Source organism: Neobacillus sp. SAB-20_R2A, from assembly GCF_049568635.1.
In the GTDB taxonomy this organism is placed as follows: Bacteria; Bacillota; Bacilli; order Bacillales; family Cytobacillaceae; genus Neobacillus; species Neobacillus citreus.
Genome location: NZ_CP145895.1, coordinates 4,866,110 through 4,886,591 on the forward strand (window position 1 = coordinate 4,866,110; position 20,482 = coordinate 4,886,591).

Annotated in this window: 21 protein-coding genes; 9 read left to right on the forward strand and 12 right to left on the reverse strand. The window is 42.6% G+C overall.

Annotated features, from left to right (window positions below):
* The first annotated feature begins 7 nt into the window (after nt 1-7).
* The 6 genes from V5M37_RS23965 to V5M37_RS23990 all read left to right on the forward strand — a co-directional run bounded on the left by V5M37_RS23965 (nt 8) and on the right by V5M37_RS23990 (nt 9,485).
* Nucleotides 8-1,870 (forward strand): bifunctional homocysteine S-methyltransferase/methylenetetrahydrofolate reductase, encoded by a 1,863-nt coding sequence (locus V5M37_RS23965; RefSeq protein WP_423799429.1) that lies wholly within the window; start codon nt 8-10, stop codon nt 1,868-1,870.
* On the forward strand, nt 1,848-5,297 hold the full coding sequence (gene metH, locus V5M37_RS23970) for a methionine synthase (protein WP_423799430.1): 3,450 nt from the start codon (nt 1,848-1,850) through the stop codon (nt 5,295-5,297). Before V5M37_RS23965 ends, metH begins: the two co-directional genes overlap by 23 nt.
* 141 nt (nt 5,298-5,438) lie before the next feature.
* Nucleotides 5,439-5,843: a MarR family winged helix-turn-helix transcriptional regulator gene (locus V5M37_RS23975; RefSeq protein ID WP_423799431.1), complete on the forward strand. Its 405-nt coding sequence runs from the start codon at nt 5,439-5,441 to the stop codon at nt 5,841-5,843.
* Nucleotides 5,844-5,857: 14 nt separating this feature from the next.
* Nucleotides 5,858-7,060 (forward strand): MFS transporter, encoded by a 1,203-nt coding sequence (locus V5M37_RS23980; RefSeq protein WP_423799432.1) that lies wholly within the window; start codon nt 5,858-5,860, stop codon nt 7,058-7,060.
* Nucleotides 7,061-7,230: 170 nt separating this feature from the next.
* Nucleotides 7,231-7,794 carry an FAD-dependent oxidoreductase gene (locus tag V5M37_RS23985; RefSeq protein WP_423799433.1) on the forward strand — a complete coding sequence of 188 codons (564 nt, stop codon included), beginning with the start codon at nt 7,231-7,233 and terminating at the stop codon, nt 7,792-7,794.
* A gap of 164 nt (nt 7,795-7,958) precedes the next feature.
* A complete protein-coding gene (locus V5M37_RS23990) occupies nt 7,959-9,485 on the forward strand; it encodes an MDR family MFS transporter (RefSeq protein WP_423802679.1) in 1,527 nt (508 codons plus the stop codon).
* Nucleotides 9,486-9,714: 229 nt separating this feature from the next.
* Here the strand turns inward: V5M37_RS23990 and V5M37_RS23995 are convergent, their stop codons facing one another.
* The 9 genes from V5M37_RS23995 to V5M37_RS24035 all read right to left on the reverse strand — a co-directional run bounded on the left by V5M37_RS23995 (nt 9,715) and on the right by V5M37_RS24035 (nt 15,739).
* Complete coding sequence (locus tag V5M37_RS23995) at nt 9,715-10,113, reverse strand: cytosolic protein (protein ID WP_213117901.1); 399 nt, start codon at nt 10,111-10,113, stop codon at nt 9,715-9,717.
* A gap of 60 nt (nt 10,114-10,173) precedes the next feature.
* Complete coding sequence (locus V5M37_RS24000) at nt 10,174-10,347, reverse strand: hypothetical protein (protein WP_423799434.1); 174 nt, start codon at nt 10,345-10,347, stop codon at nt 10,174-10,176.
* A gap of 76 nt (nt 10,348-10,423) precedes the next feature.
* The gene (locus V5M37_RS24005; RefSeq protein ID WP_423799435.1) at nt 10,424-10,576 is read right to left on the reverse strand and encodes a hypothetical protein; all 153 of its coding nucleotides are present in this window, start codon (nt 10,574-10,576) and stop codon (nt 10,424-10,426) included.
* Between the two features lie 16 nt (nt 10,577-10,592).
* Nucleotides 10,593-11,813: a tetratricopeptide repeat protein gene (locus V5M37_RS24010; RefSeq protein WP_423799436.1), complete on the reverse strand. Its 1,221-nt coding sequence runs from the start codon at nt 11,811-11,813 to the stop codon at nt 10,593-10,595.
* A gap of 187 nt (nt 11,814-12,000) precedes the next feature.
* Nucleotides 12,001-13,251 carry a S8 family peptidase gene (locus V5M37_RS24015; RefSeq protein ID WP_423799437.1) on the reverse strand — a complete coding sequence of 417 codons (1,251 nt, stop codon included), beginning with the start codon at nt 13,249-13,251 and terminating at the stop codon, nt 12,001-12,003.
* Between the two features lie 211 nt (nt 13,252-13,462).
* The gene (locus V5M37_RS24020; RefSeq protein ID WP_423799438.1) at nt 13,463-14,401 is read right to left on the reverse strand and encodes a magnesium transporter CorA family protein; all 939 of its coding nucleotides are present in this window, start codon (nt 14,399-14,401) and stop codon (nt 13,463-13,465) included.
* An 18-nt stretch (nt 14,402-14,419) separates the two neighbouring features.
* The gene (locus V5M37_RS24025; protein WP_284036236.1) at nt 14,420-14,545 is read right to left on the reverse strand and encodes a hypothetical protein; all 126 of its coding nucleotides are present in this window, start codon (nt 14,543-14,545) and stop codon (nt 14,420-14,422) included.
* Nucleotides 14,546-14,676: 131 nt separating this feature from the next.
* Nucleotides 14,677-15,567 (reverse strand): cation diffusion facilitator family transporter, encoded by an 891-nt coding sequence (locus V5M37_RS24030; RefSeq protein WP_423799439.1) that lies wholly within the window; start codon nt 15,565-15,567, stop codon nt 14,677-14,679.
* Between the two features lie 34 nt (nt 15,568-15,601).
* Nucleotides 15,602-15,739, reverse strand: coding sequence for a hypothetical protein (locus tag V5M37_RS24035; protein WP_213144381.1), 138 nt, complete (start codon nt 15,737-15,739; stop codon nt 15,602-15,604).
* Between the two features lie 139 nt (nt 15,740-15,878).
* Between V5M37_RS24035 and V5M37_RS24040 the strand changes: the two genes are divergently transcribed.
* The gene (locus V5M37_RS24040; protein ID WP_423799440.1) at nt 15,879-16,085 is read left to right on the forward strand and encodes a YozQ family protein; all 207 of its coding nucleotides are present in this window, start codon (nt 15,879-15,881) and stop codon (nt 16,083-16,085) included.
* Between the two features lie 61 nt (nt 16,086-16,146).
* On the opposite strand, the gene V5M37_RS24045 is transcribed toward V5M37_RS24040, so the two are convergent.
* The gene (locus tag V5M37_RS24045) at nt 16,147-16,905 is read right to left on the reverse strand and encodes a yteA family sporulation protein (protein ID WP_423799441.1); all 759 of its coding nucleotides are present in this window, start codon (nt 16,903-16,905) and stop codon (nt 16,147-16,149) included.
* Between the two features lie 230 nt (nt 16,906-17,135).
* On the opposite strand from V5M37_RS24045, the gene V5M37_RS24050 reads away from it, so the two are divergent.
* Together V5M37_RS24050 and V5M37_RS24055 are read left to right on the forward strand one after the other, a co-directional pair.
* Nucleotides 17,136-17,297: a hypothetical protein gene (locus V5M37_RS24050; RefSeq protein ID WP_213144378.1), complete on the forward strand. Its 162-nt coding sequence runs from the start codon at nt 17,136-17,138 to the stop codon at nt 17,295-17,297.
* A 37-nt stretch (nt 17,298-17,334) separates the two neighbouring features.
* The gene (locus V5M37_RS24055; RefSeq protein WP_423799442.1) at nt 17,335-18,699 is read left to right on the forward strand and encodes an amino acid permease; all 1,365 of its coding nucleotides are present in this window, start codon (nt 17,335-17,337) and stop codon (nt 18,697-18,699) included.
* A 49-nt stretch (nt 18,700-18,748) separates the two neighbouring features.
* Here V5M37_RS24055 and V5M37_RS24060 read toward each other — a convergent pair whose 3' ends face one another.
* Nucleotides 18,749-19,372: a LysE family transporter gene (locus V5M37_RS24060; protein WP_423799443.1), complete on the reverse strand. Its 624-nt coding sequence runs from the start codon at nt 19,370-19,372 to the stop codon at nt 18,749-18,751.
* A 90-nt stretch (nt 19,373-19,462) separates the two neighbouring features.
* Nucleotides 19,463-20,482, reverse strand: a complete 1,020-nt coding sequence (locus V5M37_RS24065) for a glycosyltransferase (protein ID WP_423799444.1) — start codon at nt 20,480-20,482, stop codon at nt 19,463-19,465.

The following is a 20,482-nucleotide window of genomic DNA, read 5'->3' on the forward strand; positions in this document are numbered from 1 at the left end:
AATAGCGATGAGTTTTTTAGAAAAATTACAAAATCAAATTTTGATTGCCGACGGTGCTATGGGAACAATGCTTTATTCCTATGGAAAAGATTCCTGTTTTGAGGAATTGAATCTTTCCCGCTCTGAGCAAATTCAGAATATCCACAAAGCCTATATTGATGCCGGTGCCGATATTATTCAAACGAACACCTATGCGGCCAACTATTTAAAGCTTGGACGATACGGGCTAGAGGATTCAGTCAAGGACATCAACAGCGCCGCTGTACTAAATGCCAAAAAAGCTGCCGAGAACCGTGCCTATGTGCTTGGGACCTTGGGCGGCAACCGTGGCATCAAGCCCAAATCCATTTCAATAGAAGAAATTAAACGGAGCTTTCGCGAGCAGCTGTATTGCCTTTTATTAGAGGGAGTTGACGGGCTTTTACTCGAAACCTTCTACGACCTGGAAGAGCTTGAAACCGTCCTGACCATCGCCAGAAAGGAAACCAATCTGCCAATTGTTGCGCAAGTTTCCCTTGCAGAACCAGGAATTCTGCAGGACCGTACTCCTGTCAATGATGCTCTGCAGAGGCTTGAAGGGCTAGGCGCTGACGTTGTTGGCCTAAACTGCCGGCTTGGCCCGCATCATATGCTGGTTGCGCTCGAGCAAATCGAACTGCCTAAGCGAGCCTTTCTTTCAGCCTATCCAAACGCCAGTCTCCCTGCTTATACGGATGGAAAGTTTCATTATGATGGTGATGCCGATTACTTCCGCAGGTCTGCGGCTGAATTCCGCAAGCAAGGTGTCCGACTTTTAGGAGGATGCTGCGGCACAACACCTGAACACATCAGGGCATTTGCCACCGAATTAAAAAACAGCGCTCCGATAACAGATAAAGTAGTAGAATTAAAACCAAAGAAAATCATAGTTGAAGATCGTCCTGCCAAGCGGGACTACGCCCCACTTCAAGATATTGTGCAGGAGCGGTCATCAGTTATCGTTGAATTAGATCCGCCAAGAAAGCTTGATACAACGAAGTTTTTTGAAGGGGCAAAGGTTCTAAAGGAAGCCGGAATTGATGCGATTACACTAGCAGATAATTCTCTTGCGCAAGTGAGGATTTCCAATGAATCTTTAGGCTATTTAGCAAAAAAAGAACTAGGAATGCGTCCGCTTATCCATATATCCTGTCGGGACCGCAACATTATCGGTCTGCAATCCCATTTGATGGGCTTACACACGTTAGGAATGCATGATGTTCTGGCAATCACTGGCGACCCTGCGCGTGTCGGCGATTTTCCGGGGGCTTCTTCCGTTTATGATGTTTCTTCATTTGAACTGATTCAAATGATTAAACAATTAAATGAAGGTTTATCTTTTTCCGGAAAGGACTTGGGCCAGAAAACGGCGTTCAGCATTGCCGGAGCCTTTAACCCGAATGTCCGCTCGGTGGAAAAAGCGGTCAAACGGTTGGAGAAGAAAATTGCGCATGGGGCTGACTATTTTATCTCCCAGCCAGTTTTTTCCGAAGAAAAACTGCTAGAAGTCTATGAACATACGAAACATTTAAAAGCACCGATCTACATCGGCTTAATGCCGCTTACTAGCAGTAAAAACGCGGAGTTCCTTCATAATGAAGTACCTGGCATTAAAATTGCCGACTCCATTCGTGAACGGATGGCCGCGCTTCATGATAACCCGATCCAAGCGGCAAAAGAAGGCGTTGAAATTACCAAGGGGCTAATCGATGCAGCCTTAGATTTATTTAATGGAATTTATTTAATCACACCATTTTTACGCTATGAGCTTACTGCTGAACTGGCCCTTTATGCCCGGCAGCGTGCGTGTGAACTGAGGGGGAACAGCTATGTCGAAACGACCATTTATTGAGCAGTTAAAAAGACGCATCCTTGTCATGGACGGGGCAATGGGAACGATGCTGCAGCAAGCAGATCTTACTGCTGATGATTTTGGCGGTGAACAATACGAGGGCTGTAATGAAAATCTCAATTTAACTGCTCCAGCAGTTATTGCGCGCATTCACCGCGAATATTTAGAGGCCGGAGCTGATATCATCGAGACTAACACATTCGGTGCCACCAGCATTGTCTTAGATGAATATGAGCTTGGATATAAAGCTTATGAAATCAATAAAATTGCTGCGATGATTGCTGTGAAGGAAGCTCAGGCAGCCTCCAGCGAGGATTGGCCTCGCTATGTGGCCGGCTCCATGGGACCGACGACAAAGACATTAAGCGTTACCGGCGGAACCACCTTTGATGAACTGGCTGCCTCCTATGAGGAACAGGCTATTGGCTTGATTGACGGCGGAGTTGACCTGCTCCTTCTAGAAACTTCTCAAGATATGCTGAATGTTAAGGCTGGGTATGTCGGCATCGAAAAAGCGTTTGAAAAAACCGGCAAAACATTGCCGCTGTTTATTTCTGGAACAATCGAGCCAATGGGAACGACTTTGGCGGGACAAACGATTGATTCCTTTTATATTTCCATCGAACACATGAATCCAGTGGCTGTTGGGTTGAACTGCGCAACAGGACCAGAGTTTATGCAGGACCATGTGCGCTCGCTCGCCAATCTGTCTGGAACGGCAGTCAGCTGCTATCCGAATGCTGGCCTGCCTGACGAGGAGGGCCACTATCATGAGACACCGGAAACACTGGCGAAAAAGCTGGGTGACTTTGCCGCTCATGGCTGGCTCAATATTGTCGGCGGCTGCTGCGGTACGACCCCTGATCACATTCGCGCCATTGCCGATGCAATGAAGGATTACAAGCCAAGGGAATTCCAGCCATCCTCCCATCATATGGTTTCAGGAATCGAACCTTTCATTTACGATGATCCAACTTTAAGACCGATCATGGTCGGAGAACGGACCAATGTTATTGGGTCACGCAAATTTAAACGTTTGATAGCTGAAGGTAAATTTGAAGAAGCGGCAGAAATCGCCCGGGCCCAAGTAAAAGGCGGAGCTCACGTCATCGATATCTGTCTTGCTGACCCGGACCGTGAAGAGCTTATCGATATGGAAAAATTCATCACTGAAGTCGTCAAAAAGGTAAAGGTGCCGCTTGTCATCGACTCAACAGATGAAAAGGTTATTGAAAAGGCGTTGAAGTACTCGCAGGGAAAAGCGATTATTAACTCCATTAACCTTGAGGACGGCGAAGAGCGTTTCCAAGCGGTAGTTCCGTTAATTCACCGCTACGGGGCTGCCGTTGTTGTCGGGACTATTGATGAAACCGGCATGGGGGTTACTGCAGAACGTAAATTGGAAATTGCCCGCCGTTCTCATGATATCTTAGTCAACAAATATAAATTGAAGCCACAGGACTTAATTTTTGACCCATTAGTGTTTCCTGTAGGTACAGGGGATGAGCAATATATTGGTTCCGCTAAAGCCACGGTTGATGGTATCCGGTTAATCAAGGAACAGCTTCCCGGTGTACAAACGATACTCGGCATTAGTAACGTATCCTTTGGGCTGCCGCCTGTCGGCAGGGAAATTTTGAATTCTGTATTCCTCTACCATTGCACCCAGGCGGGACTGGATTATGCGATTGTCAATACAGAAAAGCTGGAACGCTTTGCTTCCATCTCCAAAGAGGAAGTGGCGCTGGCGGAAGCTCTATTATTCGATACTACCGATGAAACCTTGGCTGTTTTCACTGATTTTTATCGGGATAAAAAGAAGGAAGCAAAAGGCACTACGCTCGATATGAGTCTTGAGGAACGGCTCGGCTACTATATTGTCGAAGGTACAAAGGAAGGGCTCATTCCGGATTTAGATGAGGCGCTTGCGAAGTACCCTGCTCCGCTTGATATTATCAACGGCCCGTTAATGGACGGGATGAAGGAAGTTGGACGGCTGTTTAATGATAACCAGTTAATCGTCGCCGAAGTTCTCCAGAGTGCTGAGGTCATGAAAGCCTCCGTTTCCCACTTGGAACCGTTTATGGAAAAAGGCGATGTGTCTGCCTCAAAAGGAAAAGTCATTTTGGCCACGGTAAAAGGTGATGTCCATGATATTGGGAAAAACCTGGTTGATATTATTCTCAGCAATAACGGCTACGAAGTCATTGATCTTGGGATTAAGGTAGCACCCGCCGAATTGATTAAAGCCATTCGCGAAATCCAGCCGGACATGGTTGGACTTTCCGGTCTTTTGGTAAAGTCGGCCCAGCAAATGGTGTTAACGGCACAGGATATGAAGGAAGCAGGCATCTCCCTGCCTATTCTTGTAGGCGGTGCGGCACTTTCCCGCAAATTTACGGATACGAAAATTGCCAAGGAATACGAAGGACTTGTTCTTTACGCAAAGGATGCGATGAATGGCTTGGCACTCGCCAACCAGCTTCAATCCCCAGAGGAGCTTGAAAAATTATTTGCCGAAAAACAGGAAAAGCTGGCCTCCCTAGATGTTCCAAGAGAGCTGCCAGTCCGCTCTGCCTCCTCAGTGGCTGTAAAGCAAAGGGCTGCTATCTCTACTGAGGTTCCAGTTTTTATTCCAAAAGATACAAAACGGCATGTCCTAAAATCCTATTCCTTGTCGCATATTGAACCATATATCAATATGCAGATGCTGTTGGGCCACCATCTTGGAGTTAAAGGGAAAATTTCAAAATTGCTGGCCGAGAAGGATGAGAAGGCTTGGAAAGTAAAAGACATGGTTGATAATCTGCTCGCGGATGCCAGCGCAAATAGCTGGATTACACCTGCGGCCGTATATCAATTTTTCCCAGCACAATCCGAGGGAAATAAGGTTCATATTTATGATCCAGAAAATCCTGAACAGGTTATTGAGACGTTTGATTTTCCTCGTCAGGAATCTGCACCATATTTATGTTTGGCAGATTTCCTAAAGCCAGTCGATAGCGGCGTGATGGATTATGTCGGCTTCTTTACAGTAACTGCCGGAAGGGGCATTCGCGAGCAAGCTGATCAGTTTAAAGCGTCCGGCCGCTTCCTTGAAAGCCATGCCCTGCAGTCCCTCGCTCTTGAAAGTGCCGAAGGTCTGGCAGAATTGATTCACCGGCAGATGCGTGACCGCTGGGGCTTCCCGGATCCTCTAACCTTTACCATGCAGGACCGTTTTGCGGCCCATTATCAAGGCCAACGGTTCTCATTTGGTTACCCTGCCTGCCCTGAGCTGGAAGATCAGAAGAAGCTCTTTAAGCTAATCCAGCCGGAGGATATCGGTGTCCAGTTAACAGATGGCTGTATGATGGAGCCTGAAGCATCTGTTTCTGCCATTGTTTTCGCCCATCCAGAGGCTAGGTATTTTAATGTGTTAAGATAGTCTTATGCAAGATTCCGCGGAATAATGTTCCGCGGAGTTTTTTTGTTTAGGAAGGTCGACATATTGTGAACATTTCTTGACATTTAATAATATATCCATTATATTTACCTAGGTAACTAATTATTAATTTGGAGCGTATTTATGATCAATCACGAATTAATCCATACCCTTCATCAATTGTCACGACGTCTAACGAATAAACTGAATGAAGCACTGAAACCAACGGGATTATACGGTTCGCAATGGGCCGTTATTTTTGTTTTAAAAAACAAAGGCTCATTAACTCAAAAAGAGCTCAGTGAATATTTAGCTGTTGAAGCCCCTCCCATGACCCGAACGATCCAGCGCATGGTTAAACAAGGCTACGTTAAACAGATTCCCGGTCAGGATAAACGTGAAAAACGAGTTCAATTAACGGAAGAGGCGCATGCCAAATATCCGGAGTGGGAGAAAATCGTCATCGAATTGAATAAATCGTTGCTCCCAAAATCACATAAGGAGGAGCTTTATCAGCTGCAAAAAAGCTGGCTTGAACAGCTCTATTAAAAGGAGTGCATTAAATGTCTAACAAACCAAAATTATGGACGAAAAATTTTATTGGTATTTCAGCAAGTAACTTTTTCTTATTTTTGACCTTTTATATTTTGCTAGTGACACTTCCAAGCTATGCGTTGAATGAGCTTCACACAAGTGCTTCCCAGGCAGGATTAATGACAACCGTCTTTTTGCTTTCTGCTATTATTTCGCGGCCGCTTGCAGGTAACTGGCTTGAACGTGCTGGAAACAAAAAGGTGCTGTTAACCGCGCTGATTCTTTTTGCCGCAGCGGCTCCCTTTTACCTATTCCCTAAAACAACAGCTGGATTTTTAGTGATCCGCCTGCTGCATGGTATCGGTTTTGGTATGGCTACAACAGCGGCAGGAGCGATCGTTGCTGACATCATTCCTTCTTCACGAAGAGGGGAAGGAATGGGTTATTTCGTCTTATCAACCAATATGGCCATGGTATTAGGACCATTTGTCGGGTTGATGACGATGCAGCAATGGGGCGCTAAAATCATGTTTATCATAAGCATTGCAGTGGCAATTGGCGCGTTGATTACCGGGCTAAGCGTTAAGCTTCCGAAACAGGAACAAGACGGACAAAAGGCGGCTGCAGCCTTCTCAGTACGTAATCTGTTTGAGTCTTCCGCTGTTCCGATTGCCATCGTCGGCGGTTTCCTGGCAATTGTTTATTCAGCGCTGCTTTCTTTTGTATCCATCTATGCAGCCCAAATTCATTTGGAGCATGTTTCGAGCTTGTTCTTTGTCGTTTATGCGGTGGTACTGCTAATTTCAAGGCCATTTACGGGAAAATGGCTGGATTTATATGGTCCAAATGTGATTTCTTATCCATGTCTCATTCTATTTGCAATTGGAATGGTCGTCTTGAGCCAAAGTAATGGAGCGTTTACGTTCCTCCTCTCAGCAGGCCTAATCGGGTTAGGCTGGGGAACACTTTTTCCAACCTTCCAAACGATTGCGATTCAAAATGCAGAACCTCGAAAAAGAGGCTTGGCGACAGCAACATTTTTATCCATTTACGACACAGGTATCGCATTTGGGTCATTTTTAGTGGGCATAATTGCCGCCAAAATGGAATATAGCTCGATGTATTTCATTTGCGCATTTTATATTTTAATCGGCGTTGGTTTATTTTATGTTCTTCATACAAAAAGGAAAACGACTGCAAAGGCGCAATCTAGAGCACAGGAAATCTCATAAAATGCTTATACAGGAAATGAACCTAAGAACCATCAAACCTTAGACGGAAATGATGGTTCTTTTTATTTTTTAATTCGTTTTACAAAAGGTTTGAAATAAGCAGTTCATTTTACTTTTAGTTTGTAATTGGCTACATTAATATTGAAAAATAAAAAATTGGAGGTTTTGATATGTTTGATGTTGTCATCGTTGGTGCAGGCGCTGCTGGCGCTAGTGCTGCTTTATTTACTGCAAAAGCTGGGAAACAAACATTGGTTATTGATAATGATAAGAGCATGACTAAACGCGCGTGGATTGAAAACCATTATGGTGTAAAAGAAATTACAGGCCCTGAACTTGTGGAAACCGGAAAAGAACAAGCTCGTAAATTCGGTGCGGAAATTGTTCAAGCGACCGTTACAAACATTACGAAAACTGATGCTGGATTTTCAGTAGAGACAGATCAAAAAACATTCGAAGCAAAACATGTCATTATTGCCACTGGCGCTTTGACTGACCTTGCTGAAAAGGCTGGCTTAAATACAAAGCCAGGTTCAGAACCAAGAATCAAAACAGTTTTTGATGTAAATGCCGAAGGAAAAACAAACATTGACGGTATCTGGGCTGCCGGTACTGCTGCCGGTGTCAGCGTACATACAATTATTACTGCCGGTGACGGCGCCAAGGTTGCCATTAATGTGATCAGCGAAATCAATGGTGAGCGCTACGTTGACCATGATGTTTTAAAAGCTTAATTATAACTGGAGTTTACCCAGTGATAAGCGTATCCCCTTTTGTTAGGGGATTTTTTTTATTAAAAATTCAAATTTATTTTCTGTCGGCTGTCAGTTAAAATTGAGGCGTAGGAGGTTTCTTGGCTTATGGCCCATTAGATGAAAATAGAAATAAGGAGACTTTTATGATCAAACATGACAGCAATATTAACCTGGTGACAGCCGGTCTGCTTCTGGCTATTTTGATGTCCGCCATGGACAACACGATTGTGGCCACAGCAATGGGGACGATTGTTTCTGACCTTGGTGGGCTCGATAAATTTGTTTGGGTCACCTCTGCCTATATGGTAGCCGTCATGGCGGGCATGCCGATTTTCGGGAAACTATCCGATATGTATGGGCGGAAACGCTTTTTCCTGTTTGGATTAACGGTGTTTTTGATTGGTTCGGCCCTCTGCGGATTCGCGCAAACCATTGTTCAATTAAGTATTTTTCGAGCCATTCAGGGCATTGGCGGCGGCGCTTTAATGCCGATCGCTTTTACGATTGTCTTTGATATTTTTCCGCCGGAGAAACGTGGAAAGATGACCGGCCTGCTTGGCGCTGTTTTCGGCCTGTCAAGCGTACTTGGCCCGCTTTTGGGTGCTTATATTACGGATTATATCAGCTGGCATTGGATTTTCTATGTTAATATCCCACTTGGACTCGTTTCTATTATTTTAATTGTTCGTTATTATCATGAATCCTTACAGCATTCAAAGCTAAAAATTGATTGGCTTGGCGCGGTTACCTTGGTCATTTCGGTTGTCAGCCTTATGTTCGCATTGGAGCTGGGCGGAAAACAATATGATTGGAATTCTGCTCCAATTATCAGCCTGTTTGTTAGTTTTGTGGTCTTTTTTGTTGCATTTTTTATAGCGGAATTCAAGGCTGCAGAACCGATTTTACCGTTATGGCTTTTTAAAAGACGATTGTTTGCTGCATCGCAGATTCTCGCTTTTTTATATGGCAGCACGTTTATTATTTTAACAGTGTTTATTCCGATTTTTGTGCAGGCTGTTTACGGCGGAACAGCTAAAAATGCAGGCTTGATTTTAACCCCGATGATGCTCGGGTCTGTTGCCGGGAGCTCTATCGGAGGTATTTTTTTAACAAAAACGTCTTATCGGAATTTGATGGTGATATCGATAATCTCATATGCTGTTGGCATGTACTGCCTTGGTACCATGACCGAGGATACGTCCCGCTTGATGTTGACCATTTTTATGATTCTTGTTGGCTTTGGCGTCGGCTTCTCCTTCTCCCTTCTGCCGACCGCCTCGCTTCATAACCTGGAGCCGCAATATCGGGGCACAGCGAACTCCACGAACTCGTTTTTGCGCTCGTTTGGAATGACGCTGGGGGTAACGATTTACGGTACGATTCAAAATAATGTCTTTACAGATCGTTTGAAAGAGGCATTTCAGGGAATGCAAGGCGCTGGCGGACAGGGCGGCAGTGGGTTTAAAATGGGGGATCCTCGGGAAATCTTTGAAGCAAGTGAACGTGCGAAAATTCCTGGGATTATTTTAGATAAGATCATTCATGCGCTGTCGGAATCAATTACCTATACCTTTACGCTTACGTTGATTCCTATTGCTTTGGCGGCCGTGACAATATTCTTTATGGGGAAAGCTCGGGTTGAGGTAAATAAAGAAGGTTCGCGGGGGTAAATTTAGAGCACTGGATCCTGTTGGGGGGTCAGTGCTTTTTTGATTCGCCGATAGGAGGCATAGATTCGCCGATAGAGCTAAAAAATTCGCCGATAGAATTTTTAAAAAGATATAGTTTTCCTTTCTTGAGTGGCAAAATTCATAAAATTACCCTTTTTAAAGACTGCAGTAACCAGTTTTTTAGACCAAAAACATAAAAGGACGCTAAAATTCAGCGTCCTTTTACTGTTTAAACTTCCAAATCCCTGCCTTCACCCGCAATATGAAATAGTAAATGCGCTAAATGATGAACCGGGCCGTATGCTTCTTCGTCCTCTTCATCTTGTTCATCATTAAATTCAAAATCATTCAGGTAGAGGGCCATAAATTCGTAAAAATCCTTAAGCTGGAAGGAATAGCAGGCAACTGGATCTTCGTTGTCTTCTTCATACTGGAGCACCATGTAGGAGATGTCCCCGTCTTTGTCTGCTCCATCGAAAAAAATGAAAAGGCCTATGTTTGTGTCCAGTTCAAATAGATGTCTTGTTCCGCCTTCTGTCGCTTTTTCAAATTCCTCTTGATTTAATTTCTGCACCTGCATCGTATCAACATTATCTTCTTGATGAAAACTTACCACAAAAGATTTCATTAAAATACCTCCCAAATCACTGACAAAAATTTAAACACATTATGAATAGCATAACCATTTTTATTGGTTTTCTTTCGAGTCTTCCTGATAGTGTTCATTCAGGAAGGGATTTTCCGTCGTGGCAAAATTCACAGATAATAAGCTCATTTCCGGATCTAATCCGTAAAGCCCTTTATCGGACTTGTCTTCTGCCTTTCCGCTTTGAAACTGCGGCTCTTTGTTCCTATTGGTCATAAGAAACACCTCTTCAAAAAATTTATTACTTAGTATGCACAAAAAAAATCCCTGAATAATCAGGGATTTTTTAAAATCAACCGATTGGCGGTTGAATTGGCGGTGGTGAAGACATGTAAGTTGAAATTGCTACATCACTACTAGTCTTTTGTACCTTCCCGTTGCCTGCAAAAGTGAACAATCCAAGCACTGAAACGGATAGAATTACTCCGATAACTAACTTCTTCATAAATTTGCCTCCTTTTTTATGTTATTTTATTTAAATAATTGAAAGCTTCCAAAACCATACCTTTTCCATTGTAGTAATCGGCAAGCATTTTGTAATAATGGGTAAGGTCCTCAATAGATTCATTAGCTTCTTCCAAATATGGTATTACCTTTGATTCTAAAAATTTATATCCTTTTACTGGTGAAGCCATCAGCAGGAGATAGTATTCGCTTAAGAGCCTGTATCTTTTTGCCCCGAGATCCTTCGCCAAAGAATTTACTTCCTGAAAGCATTCCGTAGATTTTTCTTGTGATCCTAAAAGATAATTTATTTCCCCGATGGAATACAGGGTAACCAGGTAATGCTGATTAATATTGGGTTGAAGCTCGAGACTCTTTTCATAGTAAAACAATGCCTGATCAAAGTGCTTCATTTTAAACTGTAAATGCCCCATATTGTGGTAAATCTGCGGAAGCAGCTGTTTTTCCTTCAGTAATTCGGCATTCCTGATAATATGTTGGAAACATTCTTCCGCTTCTTCATAAATATTAGAGTTTGTATAATTTATTCCTAACAGCATGAGGGTATGAAGAATCCGGATAAAGTTGTGCTGATTCATGAACATTTGCAGCGCCATCTTACCAAAATGAATGGCATGACCTGACTGCTCTAAGGAACTCTTAACCAGAGCCCGATGGTAAAGGAATTCTCCATCTGTTGCCTGATAGTTATTTTCAGTATGAAGGGTATCAAAAATGTCATCGGCATTTTTATACTGACCCTTCCACATTAAAAATACCGCATTATAATATCGAAATAAATACTCTTCATGTTGGGAAAAATTTTTCTTTTGCTTATACAATAAATCCTTTTGTTGCTCTGCTTCGTCCATTTTTCCCTTAAATAATAGATACCTATATTTAAATAACTCCCAAATATAGATATACTTTGAAAAAGGAATTAAATGTTCTATCTGTTTTAGTTTCTGATAAGTTTCCTCTATTTCTTCTTTTAAATAAAAGTTAATCCTGTTGCTAAATTCCCGTATGAGTACTTTTATTTTTTCCTCATTTTCCTCCATCTCTTCCATGCTTATTTGCAGCCGTTCAAGCAGAAGGGCAATCGTCTCTTCGTTTGCTTCTTTAGAATTGTTCTCAATTTTACTTAAATGGGGAACCGAGCATATCCCTTTAGCAAGCTCTGCCTGGGTGATTCCTCTCTGGGTACGATAGTATTTGATCAGTGCTCCAAATTCCATTATGTCACCAGCTTGCCTCTCTTTTTTACACTATTTTACAACAATACTTTCTTTTCTTAAATATATTTTTTCAGACTATTTGTAAAAATTTAAAAGAGAGGCTCTTTTCGCTACCTAGTGGTTATTTAGTCAAGAAGGAATCATGTGTCAAAGCGGCGGGGACCTGTGCCCCCGCCACCTATTATTATTATTTTACTCTAGGGAAGCCGAAACCTGATGCGATGTCATCGCCTGTTGCTGCTCCAGAGCCTCCTTTAATATCAACTAATTTTGCCCGGTTTTGCAGTTCGGTGCGAAGCTGGGTATGGGACCAGGTTGGATTTGCCGCCCATAGCTTCGCTGCAAGCCCGGAAACATGCGGAGTTGCCATAGATGTTCCGCTAATCGTGTTATAGCCGCCATCATTCCACGTCGATTCAATCGCTCTTCCCGGCGCAGAAACTTCAACATCACGTTCCTGGATGATATAATCGCCTACAGTTGCTGGATTTCCACGTGATGAGAAATCCGCGACACGATAGGTGCCATTTTCCTGAACATTTTCCAATGCAGCTACGGCTACGGCATTTACAAGACCGCCAGGGTAACCGATGGTGTTCGAACCAGGTCCATCATTCCCTGCGGCGGCGACAACAAGCACTCCTTTGCCATATGCATAATTAACTGCATCTTCGATGAGGGTACTCTTTGTGCTTGAGCCTAACGACATTGAGATGATGACCTTTGAATTAGCACTTAGATCAGCCACCTTACGAATGGCTGCTGCAATATCATCCGAATATCCTGATCCTCTATCACTCAATACCTTATAGGCCCATAGCTTTGCTTCTGGAGCAACCCCAAAAATCCCGGTGCCATTGCTGCCCCCATTAGCAAGGATAGTCCCGGCGACATGAGTACCATGGCCATTTCCATCGTTACAGCTGTTTTCCACTAAACTAACCTTCATTTGCGAAAAATCCTTACATTGCTCAATATTAGCCGTCAAATCGTTATGATTAATAACCCCTGTATCTAGTACCGCAACCTTTATTCCACTTCCGCCGGATGTCGCTGAAATACTGGCATCATTATAAATTGCCTCTATTCCCCATGGCGTCCTGTCACTTGGTCCCGTAGCAGTCCCGCCCCCCGGTTTTGCCTTAGGCTCCGGTTTATCAGTGAGCTGCATTTCCGGGAGATTTTCAATTGTCAGGTTTTTATTTTTTAAAAGTGCTTGGTATTGCTGGGAATTGACAGTAGTCGTAAAGCCCTCCGCTCCAAAATCCCAGCGGACACCATAGTTGGCTTTGGCTTTGGCTTTTTCCACTGCCGGGCCTTGAATGAATACTCGGTAAGACTCATGACTGCTTGATTGTCCAAAGGCACCCGAAGCAAACGTCGAAATTCCCATGACTGCACTGAGTAGAACCGTCCCCAATAATCTTCTTTTTTTCATCCAGAAACTCCCTCCGAAAAGTATGTACAGCGTTTAGCGCTGATACAAAAAACTATTCGGCAAAATCACAACGAATGACTGGTAGTCAAGCTATCTTATGTTGGGAAAATTATTTATTTTTTTAAAATTAACTGCAAAAAATTATAGTCTTACTAATCGTGAGCTCTTACAGCAAAAAAACCGCTCCTCTTCCAAGGGGCGGTTTTGACTTTTAAAAATATTTCTTCTTCCAAAAGATATAGGCCGTTAAAATGGCTAAACAAGCCGAGAGAATCAATGGGATGGCAAATGCATAGGTGTTTTTCTCAAATGGAAGCTCGACGTTCATTCCGTAAAAACTCGCCACCATCGTCGGCAGTGCAAGAATAATAGTGATGGAAGTTAGGAATTTCATAACGATGTTCAGGTTATTTGAGATAATCGAGGCAAATGCATTCATCATTCCCGTTAAAATAGAATGATAGGTTTCCGCCATCTCGATCGCCTGTGTTTTTTCAATAATCACGTCTTCTAATAAATCCTTATCTTCCTCATACATTTTCAAGTAATTAAAGCGCAAAATTTTATCCATAACGACCTTGTTTGACTTTAGAGAAGTAGTGAAGTAAACCAAGCTTTTTTCCAACGCAAGAAATGCGTAAAGCTCTTTATTTTTCAAGGATTGATGGACAACCCGCTCAATCTCATTGGTTTTCTTATTGATTTGTTTTAAATATCGAAGATAATAAGATGAAATGACAAATAATATCTGCAGGGCAAAACGTGTTTTTTTGAAGGTGTAAAATTCCTTTACCCTGTTTTTCCGGAATTCATCAATAATTGGCGAGTCCTTCAAAGAAACGGTAATAATATTATCATCGGTCAGAATAATGCCGATTGGAATTGTCTCGTAAACAGCAAGGCCAGTTTCGTCATGAACGATATAAGGAAAGTCGACGATAATATAGATTCTGCCATCGTCACGCTCAATCCTTGGGCGCTCTTCATCGTCCAGCGCGTCTTTGATAATGTCGATGTCGACCTGTGCGTCATTTGAAACTTTGGCTATTTCTTCTGCTGTCGGGGCGTACATATTTACCCAGCAGCCCTTTGAAATGGCATCCACCTTTTCTAACATTCTTGTCTCAGTGCTTTTATAAATTTCCAACATGCCAAAACCTCCTCACTCTCATTTTTGAGGAAGCCAACCGCCTTTTTTTAGAGTTGATATTCTTGCAGCAGCCAATTTCATCAATTCAAAAAACACATTGACTTCCCCGCTCCTTTCAGGGTCAGGGTCTATGGAATAACTCAAAAATATCAACTCCTTTACTGTAGTGTTATTTTATTTTTTTAAGGGTACCGCAAGATGCAGCACCCTATACCAATCCTATCATAAACCCAAATTTCCGAAAGTACAAATCAGTTTTTTTTGGTAAATTATTTTTAATCCGGAAAATAAGGGTTTAAATGAATAAGCACTTCTTCGATATTGTCATGCTGTTCCATCAGCTTTACCTTGATAGATCTGGCAAGATCATGCCCTTCCTTAATGGTCTTAAAATGGTCGATGGAAATCCGTAAGTCAACCAAAATGTAATGGCCGAGTTCTCTAGCTCTAATGCGGTCGATCCGCCTCACATCGGAAAATTCATTGATAATAGCAATATATTCTTGAATGGTTTCATTGTTAATATTCCGCTCCAGTAAAATATCGAATGCTTCAGTTAACATTTCTTTGGCAATTTTAAAAATGAGATAGGCGACAAAAATACTTGCTACCTTATCACCGTACTGCAGAAGATGAATCGAAAAGCGTTCACCAATGATGGAAAGCAAAACACCAATGGCAGCCGCAAGCGAAGCTACAATATCGGCTTTGTGATCAAACGCGATTGCTTCAATCGCTTTTGAGTTATTCTGTTTGGCCACTTTCATGGAACTTCTATATAAAACCACTTTTGCAACGTAAGAAAATACCGCCACCCACATCGCCAAAAGGCTTGGTGATTCGACTTCCTTGAAGAAACCTGTAATCCCTTCGAATACAAGATAAATGGACACAAGGAACAATAAAATACCCACAATTCCTGAAACAATGACCTCTGCTTTCCCATGTCCATATGGGTGCTCCTTATCGGCAGGTTTATTGGCAATTTTGATGACAAGCAGAACAATAACGGATGCAAAAACATCGGCAGCCGAATGGATTCCATCGGCAAATACGGCATCACTATGTCCATACCAGCCTATTATCATTTTTCCTAAAGTAAGGATAATATTACTTATGACACTTATCCAGGCAATTTTTTTTGCCAAAGCTTCTCTTGTTCCCATAACAACCCCCTAAAACTAGCCCAAGCTGCTCCCTCTACTCTTCATGCCCGTCTTTTTCTTTTTTAATCATTTCAATTTCTTCGATTATCGAGATTCTGTTAATTTCATCATGCAAAAAGTGAAATGCCTGATCCAATTGTTCCTGCGATGGAAATTCATTTCTCTTCTTCATATATAGTGCCCCTTCCATGGATTTATTTTATAGGAGTAAGACTAAAATAAAAAGAAACAATACAGATGTAATACGAAAAGCGAATGTGCCTTAACCAGGCGCTGCGGCTAGACAATTATAACAAAAAGGAGAGAGATACATGGTGAAAAAAGACCCAAAAAAAGGAACTGAAGTGGCGGGCAGTTTCTTTCATGCCAGTTATTATCAAAATAGCGATCCACTTTCCTCCGGTTTTGCCACGACGCATGAGCAGGTAAGCGATGTCTATGCTGAGGGTGAAATCGGTGCCGTCATCGAAAATGAAGACGGTCCGGACATTCCACTGAATAACAATAAATCAGAGTAAAAATCAGAGAAAACAGCTCTCGTTTGAAAGCTGTTTTCTTTTTTTAGACTCAGTTCCTTTGCTATCTATCATCCCGGTCCACATACGGGTCATGTTCATAAGCAGGTAAATCCCCGAAGCTTGTCATGATGCCTTCTTCATCAAGTGAATCCTCATATTTTTCATGCTGTGGATTCGGATAAACGGTGATATTTTTTCCATACATATCATTACCGACAAAATTTTCATAGTCCTCAACATAGCCGATATTTTCATCTGCCTCAACATACACGTCCTGATAATCATCCTGCGGGAAGGCCAGGTCGGATGGCGTGTCAGACGTTCCCCATTGGGCAACTGTCTGCCAGGAATCTTCTGCATCAAAGGCAACGCTCTCGTCCTTTTCATCCATATCAAATTTACCAAATGGCGGCATGAGGACACCTTCTTCGACAGGACGTTTATGAGAAGTTACCTGATCCGGGCTATGCTCAATGCAGTACGTAGTGTTCGGCAAGGCTTCCAAACGCTCTAGTGGAATCTCTTTGCCGCATACCTCACATTTCCCGTATGTCCCATTTTCCATCGCCTCTAAAGCCTGGTTAACATTGTGGAGCTCTAATTTATAGTGTTCAAGTAAGGCATTATCTTTTTCCCGCTCATATAACTCCGTCGCCTCATCGGCCGGATGATTGTCGTAGGAGGATAATTCCCCCATTGACTCATGAGCATGTCCTACTCCCAACCCTAAGTGGTCATTTTGCTCCAAATGTGCCTCCAGTTCACTCTTTTCCTCTAATAATTGCAAGCGCAAACCAGCCAGCTTTTCTGTCGATAACATCCAAATCTACCCCTTTCATTAGAAAAGCGTTTGTCATAAAAAATCTATATCATGCCTGATGTGTCCAATTTTGTCTAGTTCCTCTTTAGTTTCATTTGTTTCGCGGCGGTTTATGTAATAAAAATTTAATTCCATCAAAAAACAAACGAACATCCTTTCAAGATTGAATAAGAAACAGGCAGGAGTATATCTTAAGAAATATAATTGAGCATTAGAAAAGAGGGATTAATTTGGTAAATGAAAACTTTGATAAGTTTAAAAAGGTGCAAGAAAAACACCAGGGAGAATATTTAGGGTCGGATAGAAGACAAATGCCTGGTCTAAATGATGAAGATTATAATAACCAAAGCATTACTGACAAATCACCAGGTGCCACTGGGCGCAACGTATAGCCGGGGCCAAGACCAGTATAAAAGGAGATATTATTATATGGGTAAGTCAACGTCCGGCGCAAAGGAAACTACTTTGCGCTGGTGGCAGCTTTCCTTGTTTGGGATTGGCTGTACAATCGGGACAGGTTTTTTCCTGGGCTCGAGCTTGGCAATTAAGATGGCGGGACCGTCCATTTTAATTGCCTATTTAATCGCTGCGCTTGGCACCTATTTTGTATTTGATGCCCTATCAAAAATGACCGCCAAAGAGCCGCTCGAGGGCGGCTTTCGGTCATATGCCAAAAAGGCTTACGGCAGATGGGCTGGGTTTAGCAGCGGCTGGGTTTATTGGTGTTCTGAAGTTTTGATTATGGGAAGCCAAATGACGGCACTGTCAATTTTTTCGCGTTTCTGGTTCCCAAACATTCCTCTCTGGGTATTTGCTGCCGTTTACGCCATCCTAGGATTGGCCGTCATTCTAATTGGTGTGGGCATTTTAAATAAGCTGGAAAATATTCTTGCTGTCTTAAAGGTGGCAGCCATTTTAATGTTTATCATTATTGCCCTGTTGGCCTTATTTGGCGTGATTGATGGTGACCGTCCGATTCAGTATCCTAACAGCAAAAAAGATTTCTTTCCGGGCGGAATGAAAGGTCTCTGGTCTGCTGTTATTTTTGCCTACTATGCTTTTGGCGGCATTGAAATTCTGGGTCTGATGGCAACTAAATTAAAAGACCCTAAGGAAGCTCCAAAGGCAGGCAGGGTTATGCTCTTTTCCCTTATGGTCATCTATGCCCTTTCGATAGGGATTGCCGTCACCATGGTCAATTGGCAGCAATTTAATACGAATGAAAGCCCGTTTGTTATTGCATTGGATGCTTACAACCTTTCGTTTGTGCCGCATATCTTTAATGGCGCTTTAATAATTGCCGGCTTTTCTACCATGGCTGCTTCACTTTATGGAGTTACGAGTGTTTTAGTTACCCTCGCAAAAGAAGGGGATGCTCCGGCAAGCTTTGCAAAGGAAGGAAAGCTAAAGATTCCGTTGCCTACACTGATTCTTACGATAATCGGCATTACTGCATCTGTCGTGTCAGCTTTACTGATGCCAAATCGAATTTATGAATATATAACGACGGCTGCCGGATTGATGCTGCTTTATAATTGGATGTTTATTCTTGTTTCTCCAAGAAAAATTCTTAAGATAACTGCTAAAGATAAAATAAAATATTATCTTGGAATTCTGTTGATTTTAATTGCGGTAAGCGGCACCTCATTCCATGCTTCCAGCAGACCTGGTTTCTTCATCAGCATTGCGTTTGTGGGAGTGATTGGTGCAATTACCTTAATCATGAGAGTGAAATGGAAAAGAAGTGAGAAGAACAAAAAGAAAACCATCCTTAAACCATGGCCAACAGCTTAATCCGGCAAAAAGGCGGCTAAATGCCGCCTTATCCCTAAAGTTAAAGTGATTAAAATAAAATACTTATCGCCTGAAAACCAAAATACATGCCGAACGCTATTAAAGATAGACCTGAAAGTATCGAAATTACCACGAGAAGCCTTGAAGTTAAAAAATTCCGAAAGCTGCTGGCCACACTCGCCATCATGATGTCCCAAATCAACAGCCCAATAAAAATGGCGCTGCTGTACAATATAAGCCACCCTGCATCATAAGAAGCGGCCGTTTTCGCAAGAACAGAGCCGTATATTCCTAGCCAAAAAAGGATGGTTAAAGGATTGGAAATCGACATAAAGAACCCCGTCAAAAATGATTTTAACAGCGGTTCCTTTCCCCGATAGTGCTTCAAATGAATTTTCCCAGCATTGAGGATTGTTTCCACCCCCGTATAAATGAGCACAAAAAAGCCAAACAGCCAAAGAAATGTCTGCATAAACTCAGTATCGAGGAACTTTACAACTCCTATGTAAACGACCAGCATATACACGCCATCGGCAACGACCGCACCTACTCCAATCAGCCATGAGTGCATAAAGCCACTCCGGATTCCCCTGTCAATTTGCGCTGCATTGATTGGACCAATGGGAGCAGCCAGCGATAACCCAAGTAAAATATAACTCAAAAATACATTCATTTGCTCTTCTCCCCCCAAAAAGCCTGTCTATCCATATATATTCATGGGAGGGAGGTTGTACGACAAAAAAGAGGAGGGTAGGCCCTCCTCTTATTTTAGGTTTACAGGATATAGTTCTTCATCATTGGTGGTGTTCAGTAAATGACGCCGAGGAATCGGCAGATTTAACGTATCAATATCAACAATGTATTTAGGCCGCTGCTTTGTTTCCTTATATATTTTTCCGATATATTCCCCGATTAGACCAATCGCAATTAACTGCAGTCCGCCGATTAACCAGATGGAGGTAATCAGCGAGGTCCAGCCTGTTTCGGTATTGCCTAAAAATTTTAGCGCCAAGAAATAGCCGCCAAAGAATAAACTCATCAGAAAAGAAACAAAGCCAATTACCAGTACAAAACGGATCGGCGAAACAGAAAAGGAGGTAATCCCATCAAAGGCAAATGCCAGCATTTTTTTTAACGGATATTTAGTCTCTCCTGCCTGTCTTTCGAGCCTGTCATAATACACTACATCCGTACGAAACCCGAGAAGCGGTACGATTCCTCTCAAGAATAAATTCACCTCTTTAAAACGCTCCAGTTCATGTAGGGCCCGTTTACTCATCAGCCTGAAATCAGCATGGTTGTATACAAGGTCAACACCTAATTTTCTCATCATTTTATAAAAGCCTTGGGCCGTGCTTCGCTTAAAAAAGGTGTCCGTTTCCCGGCCTTTTCGTACACCGTAAACAATTTCGCTGCCTTCATTAAATTTAATAACAAATTCGCGGATGGCCTGAATATCATCTTGAAGGTCCGCATCAATCGAAATGACGCAATCAGAAAAATCTTTGGCCGCAAGGAGTCCAGCCACAAGTGCGTTTTGGTGACCGACATTGCGGGCTAATTTTAAGCCGCGGACATACTTATTTCCCAGCCCCTCTTTATAAATCAGTTCCCATGTTCGATCCTTACTTCCGTCATCTACAAACAAAAGCTTGCTTTGCTTTGAAACAAGCGAATCGGCAATCAGCTCCTCAAGCTGCTGCTGAAGCTTCACCATCGTTTCCGGCAAAACCTCCTCCTCGTTATAGCACGGTACAACAATAGTAAGGATTGGTTCCATCAT

Coding starts and splice junctions, on each gene's coding strand:
- V5M37_RS24000 (WP_423799434.1), bottom strand. CDS start 10,347: ATGACCAATAGGAACAAAGAGCCGCAGTTTCAAAGCGGAAAGGCAGAA.
- V5M37_RS23965 (WP_423799429.1), top strand. CDS start 8: ATGAGTTTTTTAGAAAAATTACAAAATCAAATTTTGATTGCCGACGGT.
- V5M37_RS23975 (WP_423799431.1), top strand. CDS start 5,439: ATGATCAATCACGAATTAATCCATACCCTTCATCAATTGTCACGACGT.
- metH (WP_423799430.1), top strand. CDS start 1,848: ATGTCGAAACGACCATTTATTGAGCAGTTAAAAAGACGCATCCTTGTC.
- V5M37_RS24045 (WP_423799441.1), bottom strand. CDS start 16,905: ATGTTATCGACAGAAAAGCTGGCTGGTTTGCGCTTGCAATTATTAGAG.
- V5M37_RS24015 (WP_423799437.1), bottom strand. CDS start 13,251: ATGAAAAAAAGAAGATTATTGGGGACGGTTCTACTCAGTGCAGTCATG.
- V5M37_RS23980 (WP_423799432.1), top strand. CDS start 5,858: ATGTCTAACAAACCAAAATTATGGACGAAAAATTTTATTGGTATTTCA.
- V5M37_RS24055 (WP_423799442.1), top strand. CDS start 17,335: ATGGGTAAGTCAACGTCCGGCGCAAAGGAAACTACTTTGCGCTGGTGG.
- V5M37_RS24020 (WP_423799438.1), bottom strand. CDS start 14,401: ATGTTGGAAATTTATAAAAGCACTGAGACAAGAATGTTAGAAAAGGTG.
- V5M37_RS24005 (WP_423799435.1), bottom strand. CDS start 10,576: ATGAAGAAGTTAGTTATCGGAGTAATTCTATCCGTTTCAGTGCTTGGA.
- V5M37_RS24065 (WP_423799444.1), bottom strand. CDS start 20,482: ATGATGGAACCAATCCTTACTATTGTTGTACCGTGCTATAACGAGGAG.
- V5M37_RS23995 (WP_213117901.1), bottom strand. CDS start 10,113: ATGAAATCTTTTGTGGTAAGTTTTCATCAAGAAGATAATGTTGATACG.
- V5M37_RS24035 (WP_213144381.1), bottom strand. CDS start 15,739: ATGAAGAAGAGAAATGAATTTCCATCGCAGGAACAATTGGATCAGGCA.
- V5M37_RS23985 (WP_423799433.1), top strand. CDS start 7,231: ATGTTTGATGTTGTCATCGTTGGTGCAGGCGCTGCTGGCGCTAGTGCT.
- V5M37_RS24010 (WP_423799436.1), bottom strand. CDS start 11,813: ATGGAATTTGGAGCACTGATCAAATACTATCGTACCCAGAGAGGAATC.
- V5M37_RS24060 (WP_423799443.1), bottom strand. CDS start 19,372: ATGAATGTATTTTTGAGTTATATTTTACTTGGGTTATCGCTGGCTGCT.
- V5M37_RS23990 (WP_423802679.1), top strand. CDS start 7,959: ATGATCAAACATGACAGCAATATTAACCTGGTGACAGCCGGTCTGCTT.
- V5M37_RS24030 (WP_423799439.1), bottom strand. CDS start 15,567: ATGGGAACAAGAGAAGCTTTGGCAAAAAAAATTGCCTGGATAAGTGTC.
- V5M37_RS24040 (WP_423799440.1), top strand. CDS start 15,879: ATGGTGAAAAAAGACCCAAAAAAAGGAACTGAAGTGGCGGGCAGTTTC.